This is a genomic window from Pontixanthobacter luteolus, assembly GCF_009828095.1.
Taxonomy (GTDB): domain Bacteria; phylum Pseudomonadota; class Alphaproteobacteria; order Sphingomonadales; family Sphingomonadaceae; genus Pontixanthobacter; species Pontixanthobacter luteolus.
Window position 1 is genome coordinate 130805 of sequence record NZ_WTYP01000002.1, and the last position, 21105, is coordinate 151909.

26 protein-coding genes are annotated in these 21105 nt (G+C 60.7%); 12 read left to right on the forward strand and 14 right to left on the reverse strand.

What is annotated here, in order from left to right; all coding sequences use genetic code 11:
- Positions 1 to 38: 38 nt before the first annotated feature.
- Both ubiB and GRI43_RS09125 read right to left on the reverse strand, forming a co-directional pair.
- Positions 39 to 1598, reverse strand: coding sequence for a 2-polyprenylphenol 6-hydroxylase (gene ubiB / locus GRI43_RS09120; RefSeq protein ID WP_160730830.1), 1560 nt, complete (start codon positions 1596 to 1598; stop codon positions 39 to 41).
- Between the two features lie 4 nt (positions 1599 to 1602).
- Positions 1603 to 2334: a class I SAM-dependent methyltransferase gene (locus GRI43_RS09125; RefSeq protein WP_160730831.1), complete on the reverse strand. Its 732-nt coding sequence runs from the start codon at positions 2332 to 2334 to the stop codon at positions 1603 to 1605.
- 55 nt (positions 2335 to 2389) lie between these two features.
- On the opposite strand from GRI43_RS09125, the gene mutM reads away from it, so the two are divergent.
- From mutM to GRI43_RS09150, 5 genes are all read left to right on the forward strand, one after another.
- Positions 2390 to 3205 (forward strand): bifunctional DNA-formamidopyrimidine glycosylase/DNA-(apurinic or apyrimidinic site) lyase, encoded by an 816-nt coding sequence (mutM, locus tag GRI43_RS09130; protein ID WP_160730832.1) that lies wholly within the window; start codon positions 2390 to 2392, stop codon positions 3203 to 3205.
- Positions 3206 to 3332: 127 nt separating this feature from the next.
- On the forward strand, positions 3333 to 3593 hold the full coding sequence (gene rpsT / locus GRI43_RS09135; protein ID WP_160730833.1) for a 30S ribosomal protein S20: 261 nt from the start codon (positions 3333 to 3335) through the stop codon (positions 3591 to 3593).
- A gap of 423 nt (positions 3594 to 4016) precedes the next feature.
- Positions 4017 to 5498, forward strand: a complete 1482-nt coding sequence (gene dnaA / locus GRI43_RS09140; RefSeq protein ID WP_160730834.1) for a chromosomal replication initiator protein DnaA — start codon at positions 4017 to 4019, stop codon at positions 5496 to 5498.
- Positions 5499 to 5595: 97 nt separating this feature from the next.
- A complete protein-coding gene (locus tag GRI43_RS09145) occupies positions 5596 to 6366 on the forward strand; it encodes a HesA/MoeB/ThiF family protein (RefSeq protein ID WP_160730835.1) in 771 nt (256 codons plus the stop codon).
- Positions 6363 to 6758, forward strand: a complete 396-nt coding sequence (locus GRI43_RS09150) for a hypothetical protein (protein ID WP_160730836.1) — start codon at positions 6363 to 6365, stop codon at positions 6756 to 6758. Before GRI43_RS09145 ends, GRI43_RS09150 begins: the two co-directional genes overlap by 4 nt.
- Before the next feature lie 5 nt (positions 6759 to 6763).
- On the opposite strand, the gene GRI43_RS09155 is transcribed toward GRI43_RS09150, so the two are convergent.
- Entirely contained in the window at positions 6764 to 7480 is a 717-nt protein-coding gene (locus GRI43_RS09155; protein WP_160731659.1) for an NAD-dependent deacylase, read from the reverse strand.
- Between the two features lie 34 nt (positions 7481 to 7514).
- On the opposite strand from GRI43_RS09155, the gene dapB reads away from it, so the two are divergent.
- Together dapB and nth are read left to right on the forward strand one after the other, a co-directional pair.
- Entirely contained in the window at positions 7515 to 8243 is a 729-nt protein-coding gene (gene dapB, locus GRI43_RS09160) for a 4-hydroxy-tetrahydrodipicolinate reductase (RefSeq protein WP_160730837.1), read from the forward strand.
- A 10-nt stretch (positions 8244 to 8253) separates the two neighbouring features.
- Positions 8254 to 8901: an endonuclease III gene (nth, locus tag GRI43_RS09165; protein WP_160730838.1), complete on the forward strand. Its 648-nt coding sequence runs from the start codon at positions 8254 to 8256 to the stop codon at positions 8899 to 8901.
- Here nth and dapE read toward each other — a convergent pair.
- Genes dapE through GRI43_RS09180 form a run of 3 tightly spaced genes read right to left on the reverse strand, consistent with a single transcriptional unit; the run spans position 8891 to position 11603 of the window.
- The gene (gene dapE / locus GRI43_RS09170; protein ID WP_160730839.1) at positions 8891 to 10015 is read right to left on the reverse strand and encodes a succinyl-diaminopimelate desuccinylase; all 1125 of its coding nucleotides are present in this window, start codon (positions 10013 to 10015) and stop codon (positions 8891 to 8893) included. The two genes, nth and dapE, sit on opposite strands and share 11 nt — an antisense overlap.
- Positions 10012 to 10887 carry a S1/P1 nuclease gene (locus GRI43_RS09175; protein ID WP_235903708.1) on the reverse strand — a complete coding sequence of 292 codons (876 nt, stop codon included), beginning with the start codon at positions 10885 to 10887 and terminating at the stop codon, positions 10012 to 10014. Before GRI43_RS09175 ends, dapE begins: the two co-directional genes overlap by 4 nt.
- Positions 10888 to 10937: 50 nt before the next feature.
- Positions 10938 to 11603 (reverse strand): glutathione S-transferase family protein, encoded by a 666-nt coding sequence (locus tag GRI43_RS09180; RefSeq protein ID WP_160730840.1) that lies wholly within the window; start codon positions 11601 to 11603, stop codon positions 10938 to 10940.
- A 266-nt stretch (positions 11604 to 11869) separates the two neighbouring features.
- On the opposite strand from GRI43_RS09180, the gene GRI43_RS09185 reads away from it, so the two are divergent.
- Positions 11870 to 12307, forward strand: coding sequence for a VOC family protein (locus tag GRI43_RS09185; RefSeq protein WP_160730841.1), 438 nt, complete (start codon positions 11870 to 11872; stop codon positions 12305 to 12307).
- Positions 12308 to 12386: 79 nt separating this feature from the next.
- Here the strand turns inward: GRI43_RS09185 and yihA are convergent, their stop codons facing one another.
- From yihA to GRI43_RS09215, 6 genes are all read right to left on the reverse strand, one after another.
- On the reverse strand, positions 12387 to 13067 hold the full coding sequence (gene yihA / locus GRI43_RS09190) for a ribosome biogenesis GTP-binding protein YihA/YsxC (protein ID WP_160730842.1): 681 nt from the start codon (positions 13065 to 13067) through the stop codon (positions 12387 to 12389).
- Positions 13064 to 14848, reverse strand: a complete 1785-nt coding sequence (gene yidC, locus GRI43_RS09195; protein WP_160730843.1) for a membrane protein insertase YidC — start codon at positions 14846 to 14848, stop codon at positions 13064 to 13066. Before yidC ends, yihA begins: the two co-directional genes overlap by 4 nt.
- Positions 14849 to 14908: 60 nt before the next feature.
- Positions 14909 to 15121: a membrane protein insertion efficiency factor YidD gene (yidD, locus tag GRI43_RS13960; RefSeq protein ID WP_160731661.1), complete on the reverse strand. Its 213-nt coding sequence runs from the start codon at positions 15119 to 15121 to the stop codon at positions 14909 to 14911.
- Positions 15122 to 15203: 82 nt separating this feature from the next.
- Complete coding sequence (rnpA, locus tag GRI43_RS09205) at positions 15204 to 15575, reverse strand: ribonuclease P protein component (protein ID WP_160731662.1); 372 nt, start codon at positions 15573 to 15575, stop codon at positions 15204 to 15206.
- A gap of 35 nt (positions 15576 to 15610) precedes the next feature.
- Positions 15611 to 15745: a 50S ribosomal protein L34 gene (gene rpmH / locus GRI43_RS09210; RefSeq protein WP_067784371.1), complete on the reverse strand. Its 135-nt coding sequence runs from the start codon at positions 15743 to 15745 to the stop codon at positions 15611 to 15613.
- A 66-nt stretch (positions 15746 to 15811) separates the two neighbouring features.
- Positions 15812 to 16648 carry an alpha/beta hydrolase gene (locus GRI43_RS09215; protein WP_160730844.1) on the reverse strand — a complete coding sequence of 279 codons (837 nt, stop codon included), beginning with the start codon at positions 16646 to 16648 and terminating at the stop codon, positions 15812 to 15814.
- 190 nt (positions 16649 to 16838) lie between these two features.
- Between GRI43_RS09215 and GRI43_RS09220 the strand changes: the two genes are divergently transcribed.
- The 3 genes from GRI43_RS09220 to GRI43_RS09230 are packed head-to-tail and all read left to right on the forward strand — an operon-like array spanning position 16839 to position 19551.
- The gene (locus GRI43_RS09220; RefSeq protein ID WP_160730845.1) at positions 16839 to 18347 is read left to right on the forward strand and encodes a YifB family Mg chelatase-like AAA ATPase; all 1509 of its coding nucleotides are present in this window, start codon (positions 16839 to 16841) and stop codon (positions 18345 to 18347) included.
- Between the two features lie 54 nt (positions 18348 to 18401).
- Positions 18402 to 19091, forward strand: a complete 690-nt coding sequence (locus GRI43_RS09225; protein WP_160730846.1) for a ferritin-like domain-containing protein — start codon at positions 18402 to 18404, stop codon at positions 19089 to 19091.
- Between the two features lie 13 nt (positions 19092 to 19104).
- Complete coding sequence (locus GRI43_RS09230; RefSeq protein ID WP_160730847.1) at positions 19105 to 19551, forward strand: GtrA family protein; 447 nt, start codon at positions 19105 to 19107, stop codon at positions 19549 to 19551.
- Positions 19552 to 19565: 14 nt separating this feature from the next.
- Here the strand turns inward: GRI43_RS09230 and GRI43_RS09235 are convergent, their stop codons facing one another.
- On the reverse strand, positions 19566 to 19922 hold the full coding sequence (locus GRI43_RS09235; protein ID WP_160730848.1) for a hypothetical protein: 357 nt from the start codon (positions 19920 to 19922) through the stop codon (positions 19566 to 19568).
- Entirely contained in the window at positions 19919 to 20473 is a 555-nt protein-coding gene (locus GRI43_RS09240; RefSeq protein ID WP_160730849.1) for a winged helix-turn-helix transcriptional regulator, read from the reverse strand. The genes GRI43_RS09235 and GRI43_RS09240 overlap by 4 nt, the downstream gene beginning before the upstream one ends.
- Positions 20474 to 20688: 215 nt before the next feature.
- Here GRI43_RS09240 and GRI43_RS09245 point away from each other — a divergent pair, with 215 nt between their 5' ends.
- The gene (locus GRI43_RS09245) at positions 20689 to 21033 is read left to right on the forward strand and encodes a CC_3452 family protein (RefSeq protein WP_160730850.1); all 345 of its coding nucleotides are present in this window, start codon (positions 20689 to 20691) and stop codon (positions 21031 to 21033) included.
- Positions 21034 to 21105: the final 72 nt, after the last annotated feature.

Consider the following 21105-nt stretch of genomic DNA (forward strand, 5'->3'; position numbering starts at 1 on the left):
TGCAGCAGTCATGGCCTGCCTGGCATGGGCCGGGCGGGTCAGCCGATCCAGCCGAGCATCATCGCGCCCGCAGCGGCGCCTGCGCCGACAAGTGCCGACAGCGCATAGCCGAACATGCGCCGCGTCGTGCTGCGCGGCTTGCGGTCGAACATCAGCGGTACGTTCGGCAATGGCGGCGGTTCGGGCGCGCCGCCTTTTGGCGGGTATTGGTCCTCTATCCGCCTGATGAGCGCGGGGATGCGCAGCAGCGTTTCTGTGTCTTCCTTGATCCGGTCTGCAATCGCTGCTTCCGGGCCTAGCTCGTCACGGATCCAGTTGCGCACATAAGGTGCCGACGTATCCCACATGTTGATTTCGGGATTGAGCTGCGTCGCGATCCCTTCGACCATCACCATGGTTTTCTGCAGCAACAGCAAATGCGGCTGGGTCTGCATGTCGAAATCGCGGGTGATGGCGAACAGACCGTCCAGCATCTGCCCGACGCTCAATTCGCTGACCGGTTTGCCGCGCATGGGTTCGCCCACGGCGCGCAGTGCGGTCGCGAACTCTCCGACATCGTGATAGCTGGGCACATATTGCGCCTCGAAATGGATTTCGGCCACACGGCGGTAATTGCCGGTGGTCAGACCATACAGGATCTCTGCCAGCCAAGTTCGCGCCTGACGGTTAATCCGCCCCATGATGCCGAAATCGATCGCGACGATGGTGCCATCTGCTTTCACGAACAGATTGCCCTGATGCATATCAGCGTGGAAGAACCCGCCGCTGATCGCCTGCGTCAGAAACGCCAGCACCAGCCGGTTGGCCAATTCGGGCAAGTCGTGCCCGGCCGCCACCAGATCATCACGCCGGCTGATCTTGATGCCTTCGACCCATTCGATGGTCATCACCCGGCCATTGGTACGGTCCCAGTCGATATCCGGGATTTCATACCCGTCGATCGCGCGCATGGTTTCCGCCAGTTCACTGGCAGAGGCCGCCTCGCGCCGCAGATCGAGCTCGCGGTTGGTCCAGCGTTCGAAATTCGCAATGGTCAGGCGCGGGCGCAGACGCTCTGCCTCCCCGCCCATTGCCTCCAAATGGGCCGCCGCCCAGTGATAGGTCTGCAGGTCGCGTTCGAATTTCTCGCGGATGCCCGGACGCAGAACTTTCACCGCGACGGTCTTGCCATCGGTGGTCACTGCCCGGTGAACCTGCGCAATCGATGCCGCACCGATCGGGGTTTCCTCGATCGAACTGAACAGCGTTTCGGCAGGCTGGCCGAAACTGCTTTCGATAACCTGCTTTATTTCTGCGAACGGCACCGGCGGCAGATCATCCTGCAACGACAGCAGATTGTGCGCGGCTTCGCTGCCCACCAGATCGGGCCGGGTGGCCAGCGACTGGCCCAGCTTGATCGCTGCCGGTCCGATGTCGCGAAAAGCGCTCGCATAGTCGGGGGTCTTGGGCTGGATCGTTCCGATACGGGCAATCCGCGCCAACCGTTTGACCGGCGTGGGCGTGTTCGGGTCGCTCTCGATTCCGCGCAAGGCGCCATGCCGCGCCAGGGTCCGGCCCCATTTCAGGAGCCGCCAGATATGCGTGCTAGGCCGGGTCACTTTGTCAGATCTTCCAGCCCGAATGGATCGCCACGGCTCCGCCAAGGATCGGCTCTACCCGGGTCCGCGAGAAACCGGCATCGCGGATCATCTGTTCAAACTTCGGCATGGGCGGGAAACGGCGAATCGATTCGGCGAGATAGCGATAGCTTTCCTCGTCCTGCGCAATCATGCCGCCAATTTTCGGCATCAGTTTGTGCGAATAAAGGTCATAGGCCTCTTTGAAGCCCGGCCATGTCGTGGTCGAGAATTCGAGGCAGTAGAACCGCCCCCCATGTTTCAGCACACGGTGCGCTTCCTTCAGTGCCTTGTCGATGTGGGTAACGTTCCGGATACCGAATGCGATGGTGTAGGCATCGAATATGCGGGACGAGAATGTCAGTTCCTCGGCATTTTGCCGCGACCAGACCAAGCCGTCGATCCCGCGGTCCATCGCGCGTTCGATACCGACATCGAGCATATCCTGATTGATATCGGAAACCGTCACCGACGCGCCGCGCTCTGCCATGCGGAACGCGATGTCACCGGTACCGCCGGCCATATCCAGAATCGCTTCACCCGGCTGCGGCTTTACCCGGCGGACAAAACGATCCTTCCACAATCGGTGCATACCGCCCGACATGGCATCGTTCATGATGTCATACTTGGCAGCAACGCTGGAGAAGACTTCGCCGACCAGCTCGGTCTTTTCCGAGGCATCGACGTCTTTATATCCGAAAGAGACAGTTTCACTCATGCGAGGCGCCTTAGGATGAATTGCGGTGGGGGCAAAGGGTGTTAAGAGCCTTCGCATGCCAGAATTACCAGAAGTCGAAACAACGGTTCGCGGGCTTGCTCGGTTCCTCGATGGGCAGCGGATAGAGCGGGTCGCGGTGAACCGCCCCGATATGCGCCGCCCGTTTCCCGCCGATCTGGTGCAGATGATGACCGGGGCGGTCGTCACCGGCATGGGCAGGCGGGCTAAATACGGGCTGATCCATACCGACCGGGCCAACACCCTGATATTTCATCTCGGCATGAGCGGGCGCTGGCGAATCGATCCCGAAACTCCCGACAAACATGACCACCTGGTGATCGAAACGGCGGACCACAGTTTCGCCCTGTGCGATCCGCGGCGCTTTGGATGGGTCGATCTTGTCGCGACAGATGCAGTGGGAAACTGGCCGTCAATCGCAGCGCTCGGCCCGGAACCACTCGGCCCCGACCTGACGGCTGAACACCTCCATCAGGCGTTCAGCGGCCGCAAGCAGGCGATCAAGCTCTTGCTGCTGGACCAGAGGATCGTGGCGGGGCTGGGCAATATTTATGTGTGCGAGGCACTGCACCGGGCGCGAATCCATCCGCGCAAGGCAGGGGGCAAAGTCTCGCGTCCTGCGCTGGCGCGTCTGGTGCCGGAGATTAAGGCAGTGCTCGAACAATCGATCAAGGACGGCGGCTCTACGCTGCGCGATTATGCCCAGCCCGATGGGGAACTGGGCTATTTTGCCACCCGCTTCGCCGTGTACGGCCGCGAAGGCGACCCTTGCGACAGGGTCGACGGTGGGGTTATACGCCGGATTGAGCAAGGCGGGCGCAGCACCTGGTTCTGCCCAAGATGCCAGAAGTGAGCTAAAGATATTGACGATTCGCCCTGCTCTGGCTAAAGGGCGCGCTTTCCGGCGGGTAACTGCCGTTTCCGAACGAACCAATTGAAGAATTCCGGCCGCTGATACGGCGGCCCGATAAAGGACAGACATGGCCAATACGCCGCAAGCACGCAAACGCATCCGTCGCAACGCCCGCCGCGCCGAAATCAATGGCGCGCGCATGAGCCGCATCCGCGGTTTCGTGAAAAAAGTCGAAACCGCCATCGCTGGCGGCGACAAGAAAGATGCTGCAGAAGCTCTTCAGGCTGCACAGCCTGAACTCGCACGCGGTGTTGCCCGCGGCGTCATGCACAAGAACACAGCGGCACGTAAAATGTCGCGTCTCTCGAAACGAGTCGCTGCACTCTGATTCGAGCATAAACCGGGTCTCGAACCCGGTCTGAAACAGTCAAAGGCCGGTGCGAAAAGCGCCGGCCTTTTTTGTTGCAGTGCGGCGACAGACGAGTTGGTGAAAAGAAAGCTAGGAAGTCCCGCGATTCGCGGTGCAAAAACCGATAAAATTCAATCTAAACAGCCTGTTAAACGTAACTCTGCGGGGTACAGGCGAGTCAATACAATTATTTCAGATTTTTTACGGTATCCCCTCTTGCTTCAAGCACCCAGCTGTTCATAAGTCATAGCCGGTTCGGAGCTGGACGGTCTGAACCCTTACAAATTGGTACGATGGGGGGAACCCTGGAATCATCGATTCCGGGTAGGGGCAAAGCTTTGCCATCGTTATTTCTGGGACCCCCCGGCCACCGCGCCGGGTTTGAGGAATGAGACGACAGTAATGGCAACGAACGACAGCCACTCCGGCGCGACAAAAAAGAAAATGGGCAAGGACGGCATGGAAGATCTGGAAGCGGTAAACCTGGCAGCGGATTGGGCTGACATCAGCCAGGGCCTGCGAAAAGATCTGGGCCACCAGTTGCACAGCCAGTGGATCAAGCCGATCCAGGTTGGCGGCTTCTGCAAGGACACCGGCACGCTCGACCTGTATCTGCCAACCGAGTTTTCTGCCAATTGGGTGCAGGACCGTTTTGCAGACCGGCTTTCGCTGGCTTGGAAGATTGCCAAGAACGACATTCGCAACGTGCGTATCCAGGTTCATCCCGGACGCCGCAAGCTGCCCGACATCAGCCTGCACGGCGACGGCTTCGGTTCGGGCCGCCGCGCCGCGAATGATGCATCCGACAGTTCGATGATTACGATTTCGGCCGGCCAGCTGGGCGAGCAGGGTTTCACATCTTCTGTCGGCCTCGACCCGTCGCTGACCTTCGCCGCTTTCGTTACTGGTGAAACCAACATTCTCGGCTGCAACGCCGCCCAGCGTATGGCCGCGACGGAAACCCCGCAGTTCAGCCCGCTCTACCTCAAGGCCGCAACCGGTCAGGGCAAGACGCACCTGCTGCACGCGATCGGCCATTCCTATCTCGCGGCGCATCCGCGTGCGCGTATCTTCTACTGCTCTGCCGAACGCTTCATGGTCGAATTCGTCCAGGCGCTGAAGCAGAACCAGATGATCGAATTCAAGGCGCGTCTGCGCAGCTTCGACCTGCTGCTGGTCGATGACATCCAGTTCATCATCGGCAAGGCCAGCGCACAGGAAGAGCTGCTCTACACGATCGATGCGCTTCTGGCCGAAGGCAAGCGACTGGTGTTTGCCGCCGACCGCGCGCCGCAAGCGTTGGACGGCGTCGAACCGCGCCTGCTCAGCCGCCTGTCGATGGGCCTCGTGGCAGACATCGCGCCTGCCGATATCGAGCTGCGCCGCAAGATCCTCGAATCGAAACTGACGAAGTTCGCCCCGCTAGAAGTTCCGGCGGACGTGATCGAATTTCTCGCCCGCACCATTACCCGCAACGTGCGCGAACTGGTTGGCGGCCTGAACAAGCTGATCGCCTATGCCCAGTTGACCGGGCAGACCGTTTCGTTGCAGCTGGCCGAAGAACAGCTGACCGATATCCTGTCGGCCAACCGCCGCCGGATCACCATCGACGAAATCCAGCGCACGGTGTGCCAGTTCTACCGGATCGACCGCAGCGAAATGAGCAGCAAACGCCGTGCCCGCGCCGTAGTTCGCCCGCGCCAGGTGGCGATGTATCTTTCCAAGGTGCTCACACCGCGCAGCTATCCCGAAATCGGGCGCAAGTTCGGCGGCCGCGATCACTCCACCGTCATTCACGCAGTCCGCCTGATCGAAGATTTGCGCCAGCGTGATGCCGACATGGACGGCGACGTGCGCAGCCTGCTGCGCCAGCTCGAAAGCTGAGTTAGCCACCACGCTTCCACTTACTGCCAACAGCTAATCGACAGCCCTATGCACAGGGCTGTCGACAGCTTTTGCACATCGTGCCAACAGGCTTTCCATGGCCCTATCCACAGAGCAGCTGGACCGTTTTGCGCGCCAGATCATCATCCCCGAGATCGGCGGTGTAGGTCAGGTTGCGCTCGCTTCCGCGCATATCACACTGGTGGGCCTCGGCGGGATCGGCAGCCCGGTTCTGCAATATTTGGCCGGCGCCGGAATCGGGCATATCCGCCTGATTGATGATGGCGATGTCGAGCTGTCCAACCTTCAGCGCCAGACGATCTATACCCAGCGCGACATTGGCCATGCGAAAGCCGTGGCCGCGCGCCGCTGGCTGGCCAATTTCGACAGCGAGATCGTGGTGGATGTCCGCGACGACCGGATAGGCCGCAGCAACGCGCCCGCGCTGCTGGCACAGACCGATCTGGTAATCGACGGGACCGACACTTTTGCCACGCGGCTTGCGGTCTCGGACAGCTGCGTAGAGCTTGGCGTACCGCTGCTGAGCGCGGCGGTTGGCCGCTTTCAGGGACAGGTTGCGGCATTTGCCGGGCATCTTGCGGACCATGCCTGTTACCGCTGCTATGTCGGCGATGCATTCGACGCCGATGATTGCGACACCTGCGCAGATGACGGGATGCTTGGCGCCATGGCCGGTTGGGCAGGCAGCCTCGCGGCGATCCAGGCCGTTCGCATCCTGCTGGACGGCAAGGCAGCGTTTGGCGGTGCGCAGTGGGGAAAGCTGCACATGATGGACGGGCTGAAGCCAGCCATGCGGACGCTCAATATCGCAAAAGACCCCGAATGCCGGGGATGCGGCACACGGTGACCTACCAAGCTGACAAGGCCCCGAGGATCATCGCCGGAGGGGCCGCGTTGGCGGTGGTGGGACTGTTCCTGCTAATTTTGATCCAGTCCGTCGGCCCATATTTCTATGAAAAATTCCAAAGATATCGCCTGGAACTATGCGAGAAGAAGCACCGCGTCCGGGCTGATGCGTGGAAGCCAATTTTCGGGTTCGATATGGGCGGGCGCTATATCACCGGCGACACCCCGGAAAGCCGCGCATTGATCGATTGCATCGTCGGCAGTCAAAGCGTGCGCCATCTCAACGCCCCGAAATATGGTGATCGGGCCTCCGCACAGCCGGTGCTTTCAATAACGCATAGCGCTTTCGAAAATGGCTTTGACTTCGCCTATTACGAAGGCGATCCGGGCTGAACAGGTCAGGAAACTCTCAGCACCTCATCCACCCATTGCGGCACCAGTTTACTCGCTGGCCCAAGCCGGCTTTCCCCGAACCAGGCAGAGCCTTCGCTGCGTTCCAGATTAAGCTCCAGCGTCTGCGCGCCCAGCTCGCGTGCATCGCGGACAAAGCCGGCTGCGGGATAGACGGCGCCTGACGTGCCGATCGACACGAACAGGTCCGCACGTCTCAGGAAGCCGTAAATGCGGTCCATATGGTACGGCATTTCACCGAACCACACGACGTCGGGTCTCAGAGCATTCACCCCGCATTGCGGGCATGCAGGACGGTCGCTCATCGGGGCGTCCCAAGGCGACCGCTTCATGCAAGCGGTGCACAGCGCGCTGCGCAATTCCCCATGCATGTGATGGACGTGGGCGGCTCCGGCACGCTCGTGCAGATCATCGACATTCTGCGTTACGATCAGCAGATTGTGATTGGGCCGCGCGCTCCATTCACGGTCGAGCCGTGCGAGTGCATCGTGAGCAGGATTCGGTTGCTTGGTCAGCACTGCTTCGCGGCGCATATCGTAGAATCGCAGCACCAGATCGGGATCGCGGGCGAACCCTTCGGGCGTCGCGACATCCTCTATCCGGTGCTGTTCCCACAGGCCGCCATCGGATCGGAAAGTGTCGATCCCGCTTTCCGCGCTAATTCCCGCGCCGGTCAGGATCACAATATTGCGAACATTGTCCATGTCCCCCATGAAGACGATGCGAAGTGGAGAAGCAATGACTAGAATCGGGATCATCGGCAGCCAGGGGCGCATGGGGCAGGCGCTGCAAGATGCGATTGCTGATGCAGGCCATGAATACGCCGGCGGCGCGGATCAGGGCGACGACCCGCGCGAGCTTTCATCCAAGGCCGATCTGCTGGTCGATTTTTCAGCGCCCGGCGCGCTGGAGGCAAACCTTGCCGCAGCGCGTGAGGCGGGCATCCCGATCGTCATCGGCACCACCGGGCTGGAAGACACGCACCACGCACTGATCGGCGATGCGGCCAGCGATATCGCAGTGCTCCAGACAGGCAACACGTCGCTCGGCGTGACCTTGCTCGCCCATCTGGTCGAACAGGCGGCAAGCAAGCTCGGCCCCGACTGGGATATCGAGATTGTCGAAATGCACCACCGGATGAAGGTCGATGCACCATCGGGCACGGCGCTCCTGCTGGGTGAGGCAGCCGCCAAGGGCCGCAGCATTGACCTGTCCGCAAACTCCGAACGCGGCCGCGACGGGCATACGGGCAAACGCGCCGAAGGCGCGATCGGGTTTGCCGCACTTCGCGGCGGGACGGTGGCCGGGGATCACAGCGTCATCTTCGCCGGTAGCGAGGAACGGATCACGCTGACCCACAACGCGGAAAACCGGATGATCTTCGCTCGCGGCGCGGTGAAGGCAGGCGCTTGGCTGATCGGCCGACGCGCGGGCCGATACACCATGACCGACGTTCTGGGACTATAACCGGCACACAATGACCAAGGATCAGATTTTCGAATTTTTCCGCCGTCTGGCGGAGGACAATCCCGAGCCTGAGACAGAGCTTGAATATGGCAATGCCTATCAGCTCGTCGTTGCCGTCGCACTCAGCGCGCAGGCCACCGATGTGGGCGTGAACAAGGCCACCCGCGCGTTGTTTGCGAAAGTGAAGACGCCGCAGCAAATGCTCGAGCTGGGCGAAGAAGGACTGAAGGAACACATCAAAACGATCGGCCTGTTCAATTCCAAGGCCAAGAATGTGATCCTGCTCAGCAAGTTGTTGGTCGACGAATATGGCGGTGAAGTCCCGGACACGCGAGAGGATCTCGTGCGCCTCCCCGGGGTGGGCCGCAAGACTGCCAACGTTGTGCTCAATTGCTGGTTCAAACAGGAAACCTTCGCTGTCGACACGCATATCCTGCGCGTCGGCAACCGGACCGGCCTTGCCAAAGGCAAGACCCCCGAACAAGTAGAGGCCAAGCTGGAAAAGCGCGTGCCGCAGCCGTTCCGCCTGCACGCGCATCACTGGCTGATCCTTCATGGCCGCTATATCTGCAAGGCCCGTACGCCCGAATGCTGGCGCTGCCCGGTCGCCGACCTGTGCAGTTACCGCAAGAAGGTTATTGAGAAGCCTAAGCGCTAAGCGCGGCCCGGGTCACCCGTGCGTAAATCCGCGCCAGCGTTTCCAGATCGGCCACGGCCACCGCCTCGTCACGCTTGTGCATCGTGGCGTTACAGAGCCCGAATTCAATCACCGGGCACACGCTACGCAAAAACCGTGCGTCCGACGTGCCGCCGGTGGTTGACGGTTCGGGATCGACGCCGGTTTCAGCCTTCACCGCGTCGGCGATGATCTGCGAAAATTCGCCCGGCGGGGTCAGGAAAGGCTCGCCGGAGATGATCGGACGCGCAACTCCGCCATGCTTCTCCGCAATCTCCATAATGTGCCGCGACAACGACTCGCCCGAATGGGTGTCATTGAACCGGATCGAAATGCGCGCAGTGGCCTTCGCCGGGATCACATTATGCGCAGGGTTGCCGACTTCCATGTCGGTAATCTCGAGATTGGACGGCTGAAACCAGTCGGTCCCTTCATCCAGCACCAGCGCATCCAGTTCGGCCATGATCGCGACCAATTTAGGCAGCGGATTATCGGCCAGATGCGGATAGGCAACGTGCCCCTGCGTGCCGTTCACTTCCAGCCAGATATTGACCGAACCGCGCCGCCCGATTTTCATCATGTCGCCCAGCCGGTTGACCGAGGTCGGCTCGCCCACAAGACACAAATCGGGCGTGTCGCCGCGCTCGATCATGAAATCGATCAGCGCGCGGGTGCCGTAAACCGCCGGCCCCTCTTCATCACCGGTGATGATGAAGCTGACCGTTCCGGCATCCTCCGGCACATCGGCCATCGCCGCGACCATCGCCGCGATCGAACCCTTCATATCCACTGCGCCGCGGCCGTAAAGCAGATCGCCGCGGTGTTCGGGAGCGAACGGGGCAGAGGTCCACCCTTCACCCGGCGGCACCACATCGAGATGCCCGGCAAAGGCGAAATGCTTCGATCCTTCAGGCCCGCGCCGTATGGCAAACAGGTTCTCGACCGGCCCGTCGGGCTCTTCACCCCTTACGAAGCGGTGCACTTCAAAGCCGAGCGGCTCCAGCATCGCCTCCATCACGTCGAACACCAGCCCGGTGGCCGGGGTGACGCTGGGCGCGGCAATAAGCTTTTCAGCGAGTTCTGTAACGGTACTCATCGTTCACCCTCGGGCATGGGTAACGGCCCCGGTGCAAATGCCTCGTCCAGCATGGCTGCCATGCGCAACCCCGCCTGCCGGATACGCCGCTGCGCCACCGGAACGGCGCGCACGATATCATCCTGGCTCAGCGCGGTTTCGTCTGGCAGATCACCATCGCAAGGCGGTACATCGAAAGCGGTTGGATAAACGAAGTCGCGCGCGGTTTCCCAGCTTTCGCGGCCCCAGTCTGCCGGGGTGCCGCCACCATATTCGGCGCGTTCTGCGGCAGTGTATTCGCGCACCATCGGACCGTTGGTGGACGTAATCGCCCGTTCCGCCAGCGCACTGTCCCAGATGCGGTGCAGGTTGAGACCGGGCACGATACCGTAATCGGTTACCCGGTCATTTCCGCCCCGGTCATCCTTGTCACCTGAATGCAGCGGCTGGTGAATATCGCCGACGAAATGGACCATGAAGGCCAGCGCCTCCAGCCGGATCGGACCGGGCAGACCTTCATCGGCAAGCATGCGCTGATTGCGTTCGATCTGCGCGGTTACACAGCTGCCGCCGCTGCAATTGCGCCATGGCTGGTAGTCTTCGCAAATCGGTGTCGTCCGGTAATGCCACGCGGCCGTGTAACCCCAGCGCCAGCGCGTGCGGCGCACACAGTCCGCCCATACTGCGGCGTCTTCCAGCGTTTTCAGCGCGCATTCCGGCGTGCCCAGTTCTTTCTCGTAACGCAGCAGCCGCGCGATTGCAGCGCGCGTTGAAGGCTTCACATTGGCGAGCGCAATCTGCCCGGTTGTGCGGTGTCCGTATCCGCCCCAGGCATAGGCAGCATTCGGCATGGCAGAGCCGGCCAGCAGCAAGGCAGCCGCCAACACGCTCATCAACCGCCTGGCAATTCCTGCGCCCGTTCCCGCGCCCATTCGAGCACCAATCATGCTGATTGCGACACTTCGTATTGTTCCAGGACCCACTGCTCGTCCTCTGCACCGGTCAGCCATTGCTGCATCCATTCATGTTCCCACATCGCCTGCATATATGCTTCGGCGAAACCGGGAACGCCAATTCCGTAAGTCAGGAAACGGCTGACCACCGGAGCGTAAAAGATGTCCGCCGCGCCGAAAGTTCCGAACAGATACGGGCCGCCCTGCCCGAAACGTGCACGCGCCTCTGCCCACAATTGCAGGATCCGCACGATGTCGTGTTTGCATTCATCGGTGATCTCGACGCCGTCGAAACGCTTGCGCATATTCATCGGACATTCGCGGCGCAGCGCCAGATAGGAACTGTGCATTTCGGCAACCATCGCCCGCGCCATGCCGCGCGCGCTGTCGCCTTTGGGCCAGAACCGGTCACGCCCGACCTTGTCACCGAGATATTCGAGAATTGCGAGGCTGTCCCACACGACGGTTTCCTCGTCCCACAGGATCGGAACCTTGCCTGCGGGCATGATTTCGCCGTTGTCCTTTTTGGCAGAAGCCCATTCCTCGCCGCCGATATTGACGAGGATTTCCTCGAAATGGAGGCCGGATTGCTTCGCTGCCAGCCAGCCGCGCAGCGACCAGCTCGAGTAATTCTTGTTGCCGATGATCAGCTTCATCGTTTCCACCTTATTCCCACCGAGCGCACTATGGCTGCCCGGCCCTAGGCGTTCATCCTTTCGGTGTCGAGACTGAACAGATGGAACACATGGAACACGGTCCAAAGTGAAGATTTTCGGCTGAACGCCGCATCGCAATGCCCTGATCTGGGCGTCTACCAACTGCCGTGCTTCTTCTGGGGTCATGCCCCGCGCTATGGTGGATGGCCGGGGAGTAGGAAAATGCTTGGAGCGGTCGCCGCGCCCGCTAAGGTGCGCCCATGCCCATGTCCACGCCGAAATCCACGCCCCTGCGCCCGTTCCATCTCGCCTTTCCCGTCAATGACCTCGCCGCTGCGCGCGAGTTCTACGGGGGCGTTCTGGGATGCGGTGAAGGCCGGTCATCGGCCCAGTGGATCGATTTCGACTTTTACGGCCACCAGATCGTGACGCATCTGGTCGCTGGCCGCGGGGGCGATGCGGGCGCAAACCCGGTCGACGGCCACGGGGTGCCAGTGCCGCATTTCGGCGTGGTGCTGACGATGGATCAATGGGAGGATCTGGCGGAGAAACTGCGCGCGGCGAACACCCAATTCGAAATCGAACCAACGATCCGCTTCAAGGGCAAGCCGGGCGAACAGGCCACGATGTTCTTCCGCGATCCATCAGGCAATGCGCTGGAAATGAAAGCATTCGCGGACGACGCGATGCTGTTTGAGAAGTAGAATTTTCTACCGCCGGTGACAGGCCGCATTTGCTGCGATCTGCGGCGCGCTTATCAGACGCCCTTATCACGCCACGATATCAGACCCCGGCATCGCCGAGCACGGCGGCGCGCAATTCTTCGATGCCCATGCCTTTTTCGGCGCTGGTAATATGCAATTCGGGGAAAGCTGCCGGATGCTTCGCCATTTCTTCCGCGGTTTTGGCCGCCACAGCATCTAGCGCGCTGGCCTTGATCTTGTCCGCCTTGGTCAGGACGATACGGTAGCTGACCGCCGTCTCGTCGAGCATTTTCATCATCTCGCGGTCGACATCTTTCAGCCCGTGGCGGCTATCGACCAGCATCAGCGTGCGGTTCAGAACCTGCCGCCCGCGCAGATAGGTTTTTACCAGCGACTTCCATTTTTCGACGACCTTCACCGGTGCTTTCGCAAAGCCGTATCCGGGCATGTCGACCAGGCGGAACAGCGTGGGGTCGCCCACTTCGAAGATATTCAGTTCCTGCGTGCGCCCCGGGGTCACCGATGCGCGGGCAATCGCCTTGCGCCCGGTGATCGCATTGAGCAGCGAGCTTTTGCCGACATTGGAACGCCCGCAAAAGGCGATTTCCGGCACGGTCGGTTCGGGCAGAAATTTCAGCTGCGGTGCCGACAGCAGAAAATCGACCCGGCCCGAAAACAGTTTGGACGCACGCCTCGCCAGATCCGCCCGGTGCTCGGCTTCCTGTGCTTCCAGTTCCTCGGGGCTCAGTGCGCGGCTCATGACTTGCTCTTCGCGTCCCGTGCGGATGCCGCTGCCTTGTCAGCCTTGTCCTTTTCCGCCGCAGCGCGGAGCTGCGGATGCTTGGAATAAAGATAGGTTTGCTGTGCCAGCGTCAGCACGTTGTTGGTTACCCAGTACAGCAGCAGGCCGGCGGCAAATGGCGCCATCACGAACATCAGCATCCACGGCATGATGTTGAAAATCTGTTGCTGGATCGGGTCCATCGCGGTCGGGTTCATCTTGAAGGTGAGCCACATGGTCACACCCAGCAGGATTGCGAGCGGGCCGATTGCTAGGAAGCTCGGAACGTCGAACGGCAGATAACCGAACAGGTTCAGGATGGTCGCCGGATCGGGCGCGGACAGATCCTTCAGCCACAGGGCGAAAGGTTGGTGACGCATTTCGATCGCCAGGATCAACGTTTTGTACAGCGCGAAGAAAATCGGGATCTGGATCAGGATCGGCAGACAGCCGGCCAGCGGATTGACGTTCTCTTTCTTGTAGAGCGCCATGATTTCCTGCTGCTGCTTCTGCTTGTCGTCCTTGTAGCGTTCCTGAATCGCTTTCATTTTCGGCTGGATCGCCTTCATCGCGGCCATGCTGGCGAATTGCTTTTGTGCAATCGGGAACAGCAGCAGCCGGATCAGGATGGTCAGACCGATGATCGCAACACCGAAATTGCCGACGATGGCGAACAGATGGGTCAGCAGCCACCAGATCGGCCAGGCGATGATTTCAAAATAACCCCAGTCGATCGCCTTGCCGAACTTGTCGACTCCGGCGCTTTCGTACTGGTCGAGGATCGCGGTTTCTTTCGCACCGGCAAACAGCTGGGTGGAACGGGTAACTTGCTTGCCCGCACCGACGGTTATGGGCTGATAGATCAGGTCGGCACGGAACAATTCGCCGCCCAGCGAACGGAAATCGGTTTCCGCATCGCTTCCTTCTTGCGGGATAAGCGCGGACAGCCAGTAGATATCGGTAAAGCCGAGCCAATGTGCCCGGCCTTCGGTTTCACCTTCCGAAGCGTCTTCTGCCAGGTCTTCGTAATCGGGGCCGAACTGCACGGCATCGCCGAAATTGCCGATCGGACCGGAATGGACATTCCAGGTCGATGCGCTGGCGGTTTTGCTGGTGCGGTTGATGAAGCTGTAGGGACGAACGACGATCGGGCCATCCGCCGTGTTGGCAACGGTCTGTTCCGCAGTGATCATGTAATGGTTGTCGATCGACAATTTGATCGTGAACAACTGGCCTTCGCCATTGTCATACCGCAGCGTGACCGGGGTGTCCGGTGCCAGCGGGCCGCCTGATGCCTGCCACACTGTATCCGCGCCCGGCAGGCTCACGCCTTCGCCGATCCAGCCGAACTGCGCGAAATGCTGTGCCGGGGTCTTGGCGGGCGAGAAGATGCGGACCGGGCCGCTATCCTTGTCCACCATCTGGCGGTGGGTGGTCAGAGTGATGTCGTCGATCCGCGCGCCGACCGGATTGATTGATCCGGTCACTTCGGGCGCAGCGATCTTCACGCGCTCGGCCGAGACAAGCTCGGTTTCGAGGTCGCGTGCCTCCTCGGCGATATCGCCGGCATCGGTCAGCCCACCTTCACGGGTGCGGCGCACGGTCGGTGCGGCCCCCTCGTCAATCCCGGCCGCTGCCACTTGTTCGGCCTGCGCCTCGACCGCTGGCTGCGGGTAAAGGTAATTTACTGCAGCTTCCCAGCCGACCAGCAGTAGGCCGCACAGAACCACGGCAAGCAGGAGGTTTCTCTGATTATCCAAGGTCTAATTCCGTATCTTTATGTCTGTCTGGTCGCAAAGGCGTGACGTGAATTTCGGTGTTCAGGGAACCGGGTCATGACCATGTCCCCCCCACGGGTGGCAGCGCAATATACGCTTAAGCGCCAACCATCCACCCTTGATTGCGCCATATTTGCGCAGCGCCTGTATCGAATACTCGCTGCAGGACGGCATATAGCGGCACGTCGGCGGTAAAATTCGCGACGGGCCAAGCTGCCACAGGCGGGCAATCCAGATCAGGAGAGTTTTCACGATTATCAAAATAGGGATGTGTTGGTGAATTGCTAGGGTAATACACCCCTTGCTGCCAAAACACAGCTGCAAAACCTGTATACGCCTATTTGCGGTTGCCTTTCCTCGGGCGGTGAGAGCCCTTGCGCCGGGGCGGATCACCCTTCCCCTCGCGTGCCCGCTGCAAGGCGGCTGACAATTCATCACCCATCTTGGCAAAATCGCGCCCGACAGCGCCATCGCGGGCGATCAACACATGATCGTGATCGGGCAAGCCGGCTTCAGGCAAGGCATCCCACAGCAATTCACGAAACCGGCGCTTTACGCGGTTGCGCACCACGGCATTGCCGATTCGTTTGGTCACCGTGATGCCATAGCGCTTGCCCAGCCCGCCATTGGCGCGGGCCAGCAAAACGAAAGCGGGCCGCGCAACGCGCAGCCCGTGATTGGCAGCGAGAAAATCCTTACGCTGCCCTATTACCGCCGGCTTAGGCGGCTTTTCAGGTGCTTGGCTCAGGCGCTGAGCTTCTTGCGACCGCGTGCACGACGAGCGCGAAGGACCTTGCGGCCACCGACAGTCTTCTTGCGGGCAAAGAAACCGTGACGGCGAGCGCGCACGAGATTGCTAGGCTGGAAAGTACGCTTCATGATAACCTCGAGTGAGAAATAAAAAGGGCCGCCCGTCAGAGGCGACCGCCTGTATGGAGCGCGCGCTTAAGGTAGCATCGCGTCCGAGTCAAGATATGCAATTTGTTCTGGCAGTTCAATTCGCGGCTTGGGGATGACAATGTCACCGTTCATGTCGCCATCGGCACCGGTGCCGGTATTATCCTGACCCAGCCAGCCGCGCATGTCCCGCGCCGTCAGCCATTTTGCACCGTCGAAACCGACTGAATTGGTCATGTCGTAAAACGCGCGGGCCTGATGAGGCGCCATGCCCATTTCACGGTAGTAATCCAGGTAGATGCGGTTTTCGCGGGCATCGATCGCGTAATCATGCGGCTGCTTGCCGTGGATGTCGATCCATGAATGCACCGCAAATTCCGCGCCCTCGTCAATCTTGCGCGTTGCGCCGGCAAGGAACAATTCGACCGCGCCGGAACGCACCGAGCCGCCTTTTGGCACGTGAGTGGTGATGCCGGCTTCGCGAATCATCCGGCCCAGCGCCAGATTCGCCCGGTCATCGTCTGTGCCCGGCGCCTCGACGAATTTCAGCACGGTGATGCCCGGATGGTCGCGCAGCAGGCGTTCGAAATGCCTCGGCGATGCCCGGTCAGTCAGGCCGACCAGTTCAGCGCTGTTTTCACCAGTGACACGGAAGGGGCCGTATCCATCGGATATGACCGCCTGCGGAGCTGGGAAGGCAAGGCTGCCGTGGGCCGTAGCCGGTGCCAGATTGGCAAGGCGGGCCGCGCCGTCTTCGATCCGGACCCATTCCTGCCGCGTTTCATCCCATTCCTCTACCCATTCTTCGACCGACAGCACCTGGGCCTGCGCGGACGGCGCAAGCAGGGCTGCAAGGGCGATAAGAATGGCGACTAGGCTACGCATGCCTGCCTCTTTGGAGGATGCGCCTTTGAACAATTGCCAATGGAGAAACTTAACACCGGGTTACCGATGTGCCGCACACGCCCAACCTATTGATAAATCTGTCATGCGCCACGTTCCGGCCTCGACATCGGGGCGGTGAGGCGTCAGACAGACCGGCGGTGAGGACCAGTCAATTTGAGGGGTCGTGCGCGTGGTCGCATTGGTCAGGACGGTCGCTTACCTGGGCTTGGAAGCCCGCGCGATCGAGGTGCAATGCCAGGTCGCACCGGGTTTGCCGCGTTTCAACATTGTCGGTCTGGCAGACAAGGCCGTGGGCGAAAGCCGCGAGCGGGTGCAGTCGGCAATGGCGGCAATGGGCCTGTCTCTGCCGCCCAAACGGATCACGATCAATCTCTCGCCTGCCGATCTGCCCAAGGAAGGTTCGCATTACGATCTGCCGATCGCGCTGGCACTGCTGGCGGCGATGGGGGTGACCGATGCCGAACAGCTGGGTGACTGGATTGCCGTTGGCGAACTGGCGCTGGACGGGCGGATTGCGGCGTCACCCGGCGTGTTGCTGGCCGCGTTGCACGCCAGCGAACAGGAAGCGGGGCTGATTTGCCCTGCATCGCAAGGGGCAGAGGCCCGCTGGGCCAGCGGCGTCCCCGTGTGTGCCGCGCCTGACCTGCTCAGCCTGCTCAACCACCTGAAGGGAACCGCCCCGCTTGCAGAACCGCAGCAGGGCGAGGTGGAGCCGGCCAAACGCGGGCCCGATTTGAAACAGGTCAAGGGCCAGGAAACCGCCAAACGCGCGTTGGAGATCGCGGCTGCGGGCGGGCACAATCTACTAATGAACGGCCCGCCGGGCGCAGGCAAAAGCCTGCTGGCTAGCTGCCTGCCGGGCATACTGCCCGAGCTGTCCCCGTCTGAGGCGCTGGAGGTTTCGATGGTTCAATCGGTCGCCGGCACACTAGAGGAAGGGCGCATCAGCCGCGCCCGCCCATTCCGCGCGCCGCATCATTCGGCCAGCATGGCGGCGCTGACCGGAGGCGGGCTGAAGGTCCGCCCCGGCGAAGTCAGCCTGGCGCATCTGGGGGTCCTGTTCCTCGACGAATTGCCTGAATTCCAGCGCGCCGTGCTTGATTCGCTGCGCCAGCCGCTGGAAACCGGCAAGGTCGATGTCGCACGCGCCAATGCGCATGTCAGCTTCCCCGCCCGGGTGCAGCTGATCGCGGCGATGAACCCGTGCCGCTGCGGCCATTTGGGCGATCCGGCACTGGCCTGTTCACGCGCACCCAAATGCGCCGCAGATTACCAGAGCAAGGTGTCCGGCCCGATGCTCGACCGGATTGATCTGCATGTCGAAGTCGACCCGGTCAGCGCGATGGACCTGGCCTTGCCGCCCCCAGCAGAGGGCAGCGAACAGGTCGCCGCACGGGTCGCAAGGGCACGGTCGATCCAGACCGCACGTTCGCAGGAAACCGGGGTCCGCAGCAATGCAGAGCTGGACGGCGACGCGCTGGAAAAATTCGCCACTCCCGATGAAGATGGCCGCAAGCTTTTGCTGCAGGCCGCAGAAGCCATGCGCCTGTCCGCCCGCGGTTATACGCGAATGCTCAGAGTGGCGCGGACCATTGCCGATCTGGCGGGTTCGGAACGGGTCGACCGGACGCACGTCGCCGAAGCGCTCAGCTACCGGCGCCAGGCCCCGAGGGCGTAATCCTTGGCCATCAGGCTCCGGTTAAGCTATTGAAGCTGAAAAGGAGTCTCACCAATGATCCATTGGTTTCAGAATCGCTACCTCGACCTTCTTGGTTCGATCTACATTTATAACGAACACCGCGGTTACACCGCGATCGACCGCGTGTTGGACGCCGTCCGGGTGCGTTCGCCCGAGAATACCGAACTGATTTCAGCAATCGAGCAGCACCGCGCGGATGAGCGCAAACATTACGTGATGTTCAAGCGCTGGTTTGAATTGCAAGGCAAGAAACCGATGCGGCTCGATCGGCATTTTGGCCATATCGACCGGTTCATCGAAATCATGTTCGGCCGCACGATCGACAATCTCGATACGCAGGAAGTGATCGATCAGGACAAATTGTTCGAACGCATGTGCCGGGTGATCGCCCTGACCGAACAGCGCGGGTACAAGCAGGTCGAGATCCTGCTTGGCAACCGTTTCGTCAAATCGGATTCGCGGCTGGTCAAGATTTTCGAGATCATCAAGAAAGACGAACCCAGCCACTGGGCACCTTACGAAAACTGGCTGAACCAGCACGCAAAGCGGGAACACACGTGGTGGGAACGGATGGTCGATGGCTTCATCCATTCCGAACTGCTTTTCCTCAAATTGCCCGTCCTGTTCCTGAACCCGTTTGTCAAACGGCGCGAGGACTGGTCCGACGAAGGCGAAGCCGATCCGGACCGCTATTCGCACCGGCCGCGCGTCGCCGCAGGCTGATCACCCCCAGCCGATGGCGCTTCAGCCGGGACAAGCCGAGCAGGCCCAGGGAAATCTTCTGACCCGTTTCTTCAAGGCGCGGGTCGGATGGATGCTCGTGCGCAATACGGTGGTAAGCACGGGCGTGTTTCTGGTCGGGCTGGGCGTGTTATGGCTGCTGGTCGAATATGCCGGGGTCGATGAAGTGCCAGCGAGCGGCATCGGATTCATTACCGCCAATACACTGCATTATATCCTGGGCAGAGCGTGGATATTCAAGGGTACGACGCGGTCACTATCCAGCGGATATGCGCTGTTCCTGGTGAACGGCGTGGTCGGCCTGGGGTTGACGATGGCGCTGATGGCGGTGGCGCTGGAATTCACTGCGATCAATTATCTGGTTTCGCGCGTGCTGGTGTCGGTGATCGCCGGGCTGGTGATCTTTGCGCTGAATGCTGCGCTGGTCTTTCGCCGGGTTTGAACCTGGCCGGATAGTCAAACTGCTTGCCCGGTTTCGGCGTCCAGTTTGGCCCACCAGTCGGCGTACGGCGTGCGGTGCGCCATTCGGCGGTTGTAATCGGGCGCGCCGTCATCCCACCAGACGGGGCCCCTTTCGCCAAGATCGCGTTTTGCCTGATCGACCTCGGCGCGCGCCGTGCGCAACGCGGCATCGTCATCCTTCGACTTCGCCGCACGAACAGCGCGGCGGGCATGCATCAGGCGGTCGACAAAGGTCTGCCGCTGTTCGTCCGAAAGATGCGGGTTTGAGGCGCGCCATAAGCGCCCGCGAACGACGATATACCGGTGATCCGGGGTCAGCGGCGGGCCGCGATTAACGCCCGATTGGCTCAACCGTTGGCGGCGAGTTTCTGCTCGTCCTGAACATAGGCGTGATCACCCAGCTTCAGCGAGCCGGCCTGATCGGACTTGCTACCATCGGCGCGAATGCCGACATTGCTGCGTTCCGACAGCCACAAATCCTGCGGCCCCAATATGCGGCCGTCATGGGCAAGAATGGAAACGGGGCCGATTGGTAGACGGTCCTGTTCATCGACGAGGACCGGATTTTCTTCGATCTCGACGCCGTATTTCTGGCCCCACTGGCGCAGGGCCAGCATCGCTGGAAGCAGGTCGAAACCTTTTTCCGTCAGGCGATATTCGATCCGGCGCTTGTCATCGGGGCAAGGTTCACGGTTGAGGATGCCGTGTTCGACCAGCTTCGCCAGGCGGTTGGACAGAATGTTTCGGGCAATTCCAAGCTCGGCCAGAAATTCCTCGAAATGATGAACGCCGTTGAAACTCGCCCGCAGGATCATGAAAGACCAGCGTTCGCCCATGACTTCCAGCGCCTCGGGCAGACCGCAAACGGTCAGTTCCTTCAGCGGTTCGCGTAAATCGCCCATATTCTTCCTCTCTTGCAAGGCACCCTAGCGCGCTTTGCGCATGTCTCAAAATTGAAACTAAGTTTTTAGTTGCAACTTGATACTTATTTCATTAGGTAGTGATTCGCAACTGAATACAGGATTAAGCCTGACTAGAGGTGAAACCCCTAAAAAACCAGTGCAATTTAGATAATTAGACGACCCCAAGAACCTCAAATCCAACCAAGGAAAAGACGATGACCCTCTCCCCCAACGTTCTCCTCCGCAGCACAGGCGCTATTGCCGCAGCGGTTTTTTACTCTGCCCTTACCATGGGCGCTCTGATCGCTCCGACGCAGGCGGAAGCACGCGGCAACGCGGTTTACTACACTGCCGAACTGGCTGCTCCGGCTGCTGAAGAAACAGCAATTGTCGGCGGTGTCGTATGGCGCTGCGAAGGAACCAGCTGCGTCGCTGGCAAGGGCAATTCGCGTCCCATCGTGATGTGTGCACGCGCGGCACGCGAATTCGGTGAAATCACCGCCTTCACTGCCAAGGGCAAGGAACTGGCCGAAGAAAAACTGGCCAAGTGCAACGATTGATCGGTTTCTAGAAACTCACCCCCACCCGATCCTCTCCAGAAAGGGTGAACTTACAGGGCCCCTGGCAGATTG

What these genes read in the sequence shown, in the direction of transcription:
- GRI43_RS09125 (WP_160730831.1), bottom strand. Translation starts at nt 2,334, where the DNA reads ATGAGTGAAACTGTCTCTTTCGGATATAAAGACGTCGATGCCTCGGAA.
- GRI43_RS09185 (WP_160730841.1), top strand. Translation starts at nt 11,870, where the DNA reads ATGTCCACGCCGAAATCCACGCCCCTGCGCCCGTTCCATCTCGCCTTT.
- rpsT (WP_160730833.1), top strand. Translation starts at nt 3,333, where the DNA reads ATGGCCAATACGCCGCAAGCACGCAAACGCATCCGTCGCAACGCCCGC.
- mutM (WP_160730832.1), top strand. Translation starts at nt 2,390, where the DNA reads ATGCCAGAATTACCAGAAGTCGAAACAACGGTTCGCGGGCTTGCTCGG.
- GRI43_RS09240 (WP_160730849.1), bottom strand. Translation starts at nt 20,473, where the DNA reads ATGGGCGATTTACGCGAACCGCTGAAGGAACTGACCGTTTGCGGTCTG.
- GRI43_RS09230 (WP_160730847.1), top strand. Translation starts at nt 19,105, where the DNA reads ATGGCGCTTCAGCCGGGACAAGCCGAGCAGGCCCAGGGAAATCTTCTG.
- yihA (WP_160730842.1), bottom strand. Translation starts at nt 13,067, where the DNA reads ATGAGCCGCGCACTGAGCCCCGAGGAACTGGAAGCACAGGAAGCCGAG.
- GRI43_RS09155 (WP_160731659.1), bottom strand. Translation starts at nt 7,480, where the DNA reads ATGGACAATGTTCGCAATATTGTGATCCTGACCGGCGCGGGAATTAGC.
- dapB (WP_160730837.1), top strand. Translation starts at nt 7,515, where the DNA reads ATGACTAGAATCGGGATCATCGGCAGCCAGGGGCGCATGGGGCAGGCG.
- nth (WP_160730838.1), top strand. Translation starts at nt 8,254, where the DNA reads ATGACCAAGGATCAGATTTTCGAATTTTTCCGCCGTCTGGCGGAGGAC.
- rpmH (WP_067784371.1), bottom strand. Translation starts at nt 15,745, where the DNA reads ATGAAGCGTACTTTCCAGCCTAGCAATCTCGTGCGCGCTCGCCGTCAC.
- dnaA (WP_160730834.1), top strand. Translation starts at nt 4,017, where the DNA reads ATGGCAACGAACGACAGCCACTCCGGCGCGACAAAAAAGAAAATGGGC.
- GRI43_RS09225 (WP_160730846.1), top strand. Translation starts at nt 18,402, where the DNA reads ATGATCCATTGGTTTCAGAATCGCTACCTCGACCTTCTTGGTTCGATC.
- GRI43_RS09245 (WP_160730850.1), top strand. Translation starts at nt 20,689, where the DNA reads ATGACCCTCTCCCCCAACGTTCTCCTCCGCAGCACAGGCGCTATTGCC.
- GRI43_RS09175 (WP_235903708.1), bottom strand. Translation starts at nt 10,887, where the DNA reads ATGAGCGTGTTGGCGGCTGCCTTGCTGCTGGCCGGCTCTGCCATGCCG.
- GRI43_RS09215 (WP_160730844.1), bottom strand. Translation starts at nt 16,648, where the DNA reads ATGCGTAGCCTAGTCGCCATTCTTATCGCCCTTGCAGCCCTGCTTGCG.
- GRI43_RS09145 (WP_160730835.1), top strand. Translation starts at nt 5,596, where the DNA reads ATGGCCCTATCCACAGAGCAGCTGGACCGTTTTGCGCGCCAGATCATC.
- dapE (WP_160730839.1), bottom strand. Translation starts at nt 10,015, where the DNA reads ATGAGTACCGTTACAGAACTCGCTGAAAAGCTTATTGCCGCGCCCAGC.
- GRI43_RS09180 (WP_160730840.1), bottom strand. Translation starts at nt 11,603, where the DNA reads ATGAAGCTGATCATCGGCAACAAGAATTACTCGAGCTGGTCGCTGCGC.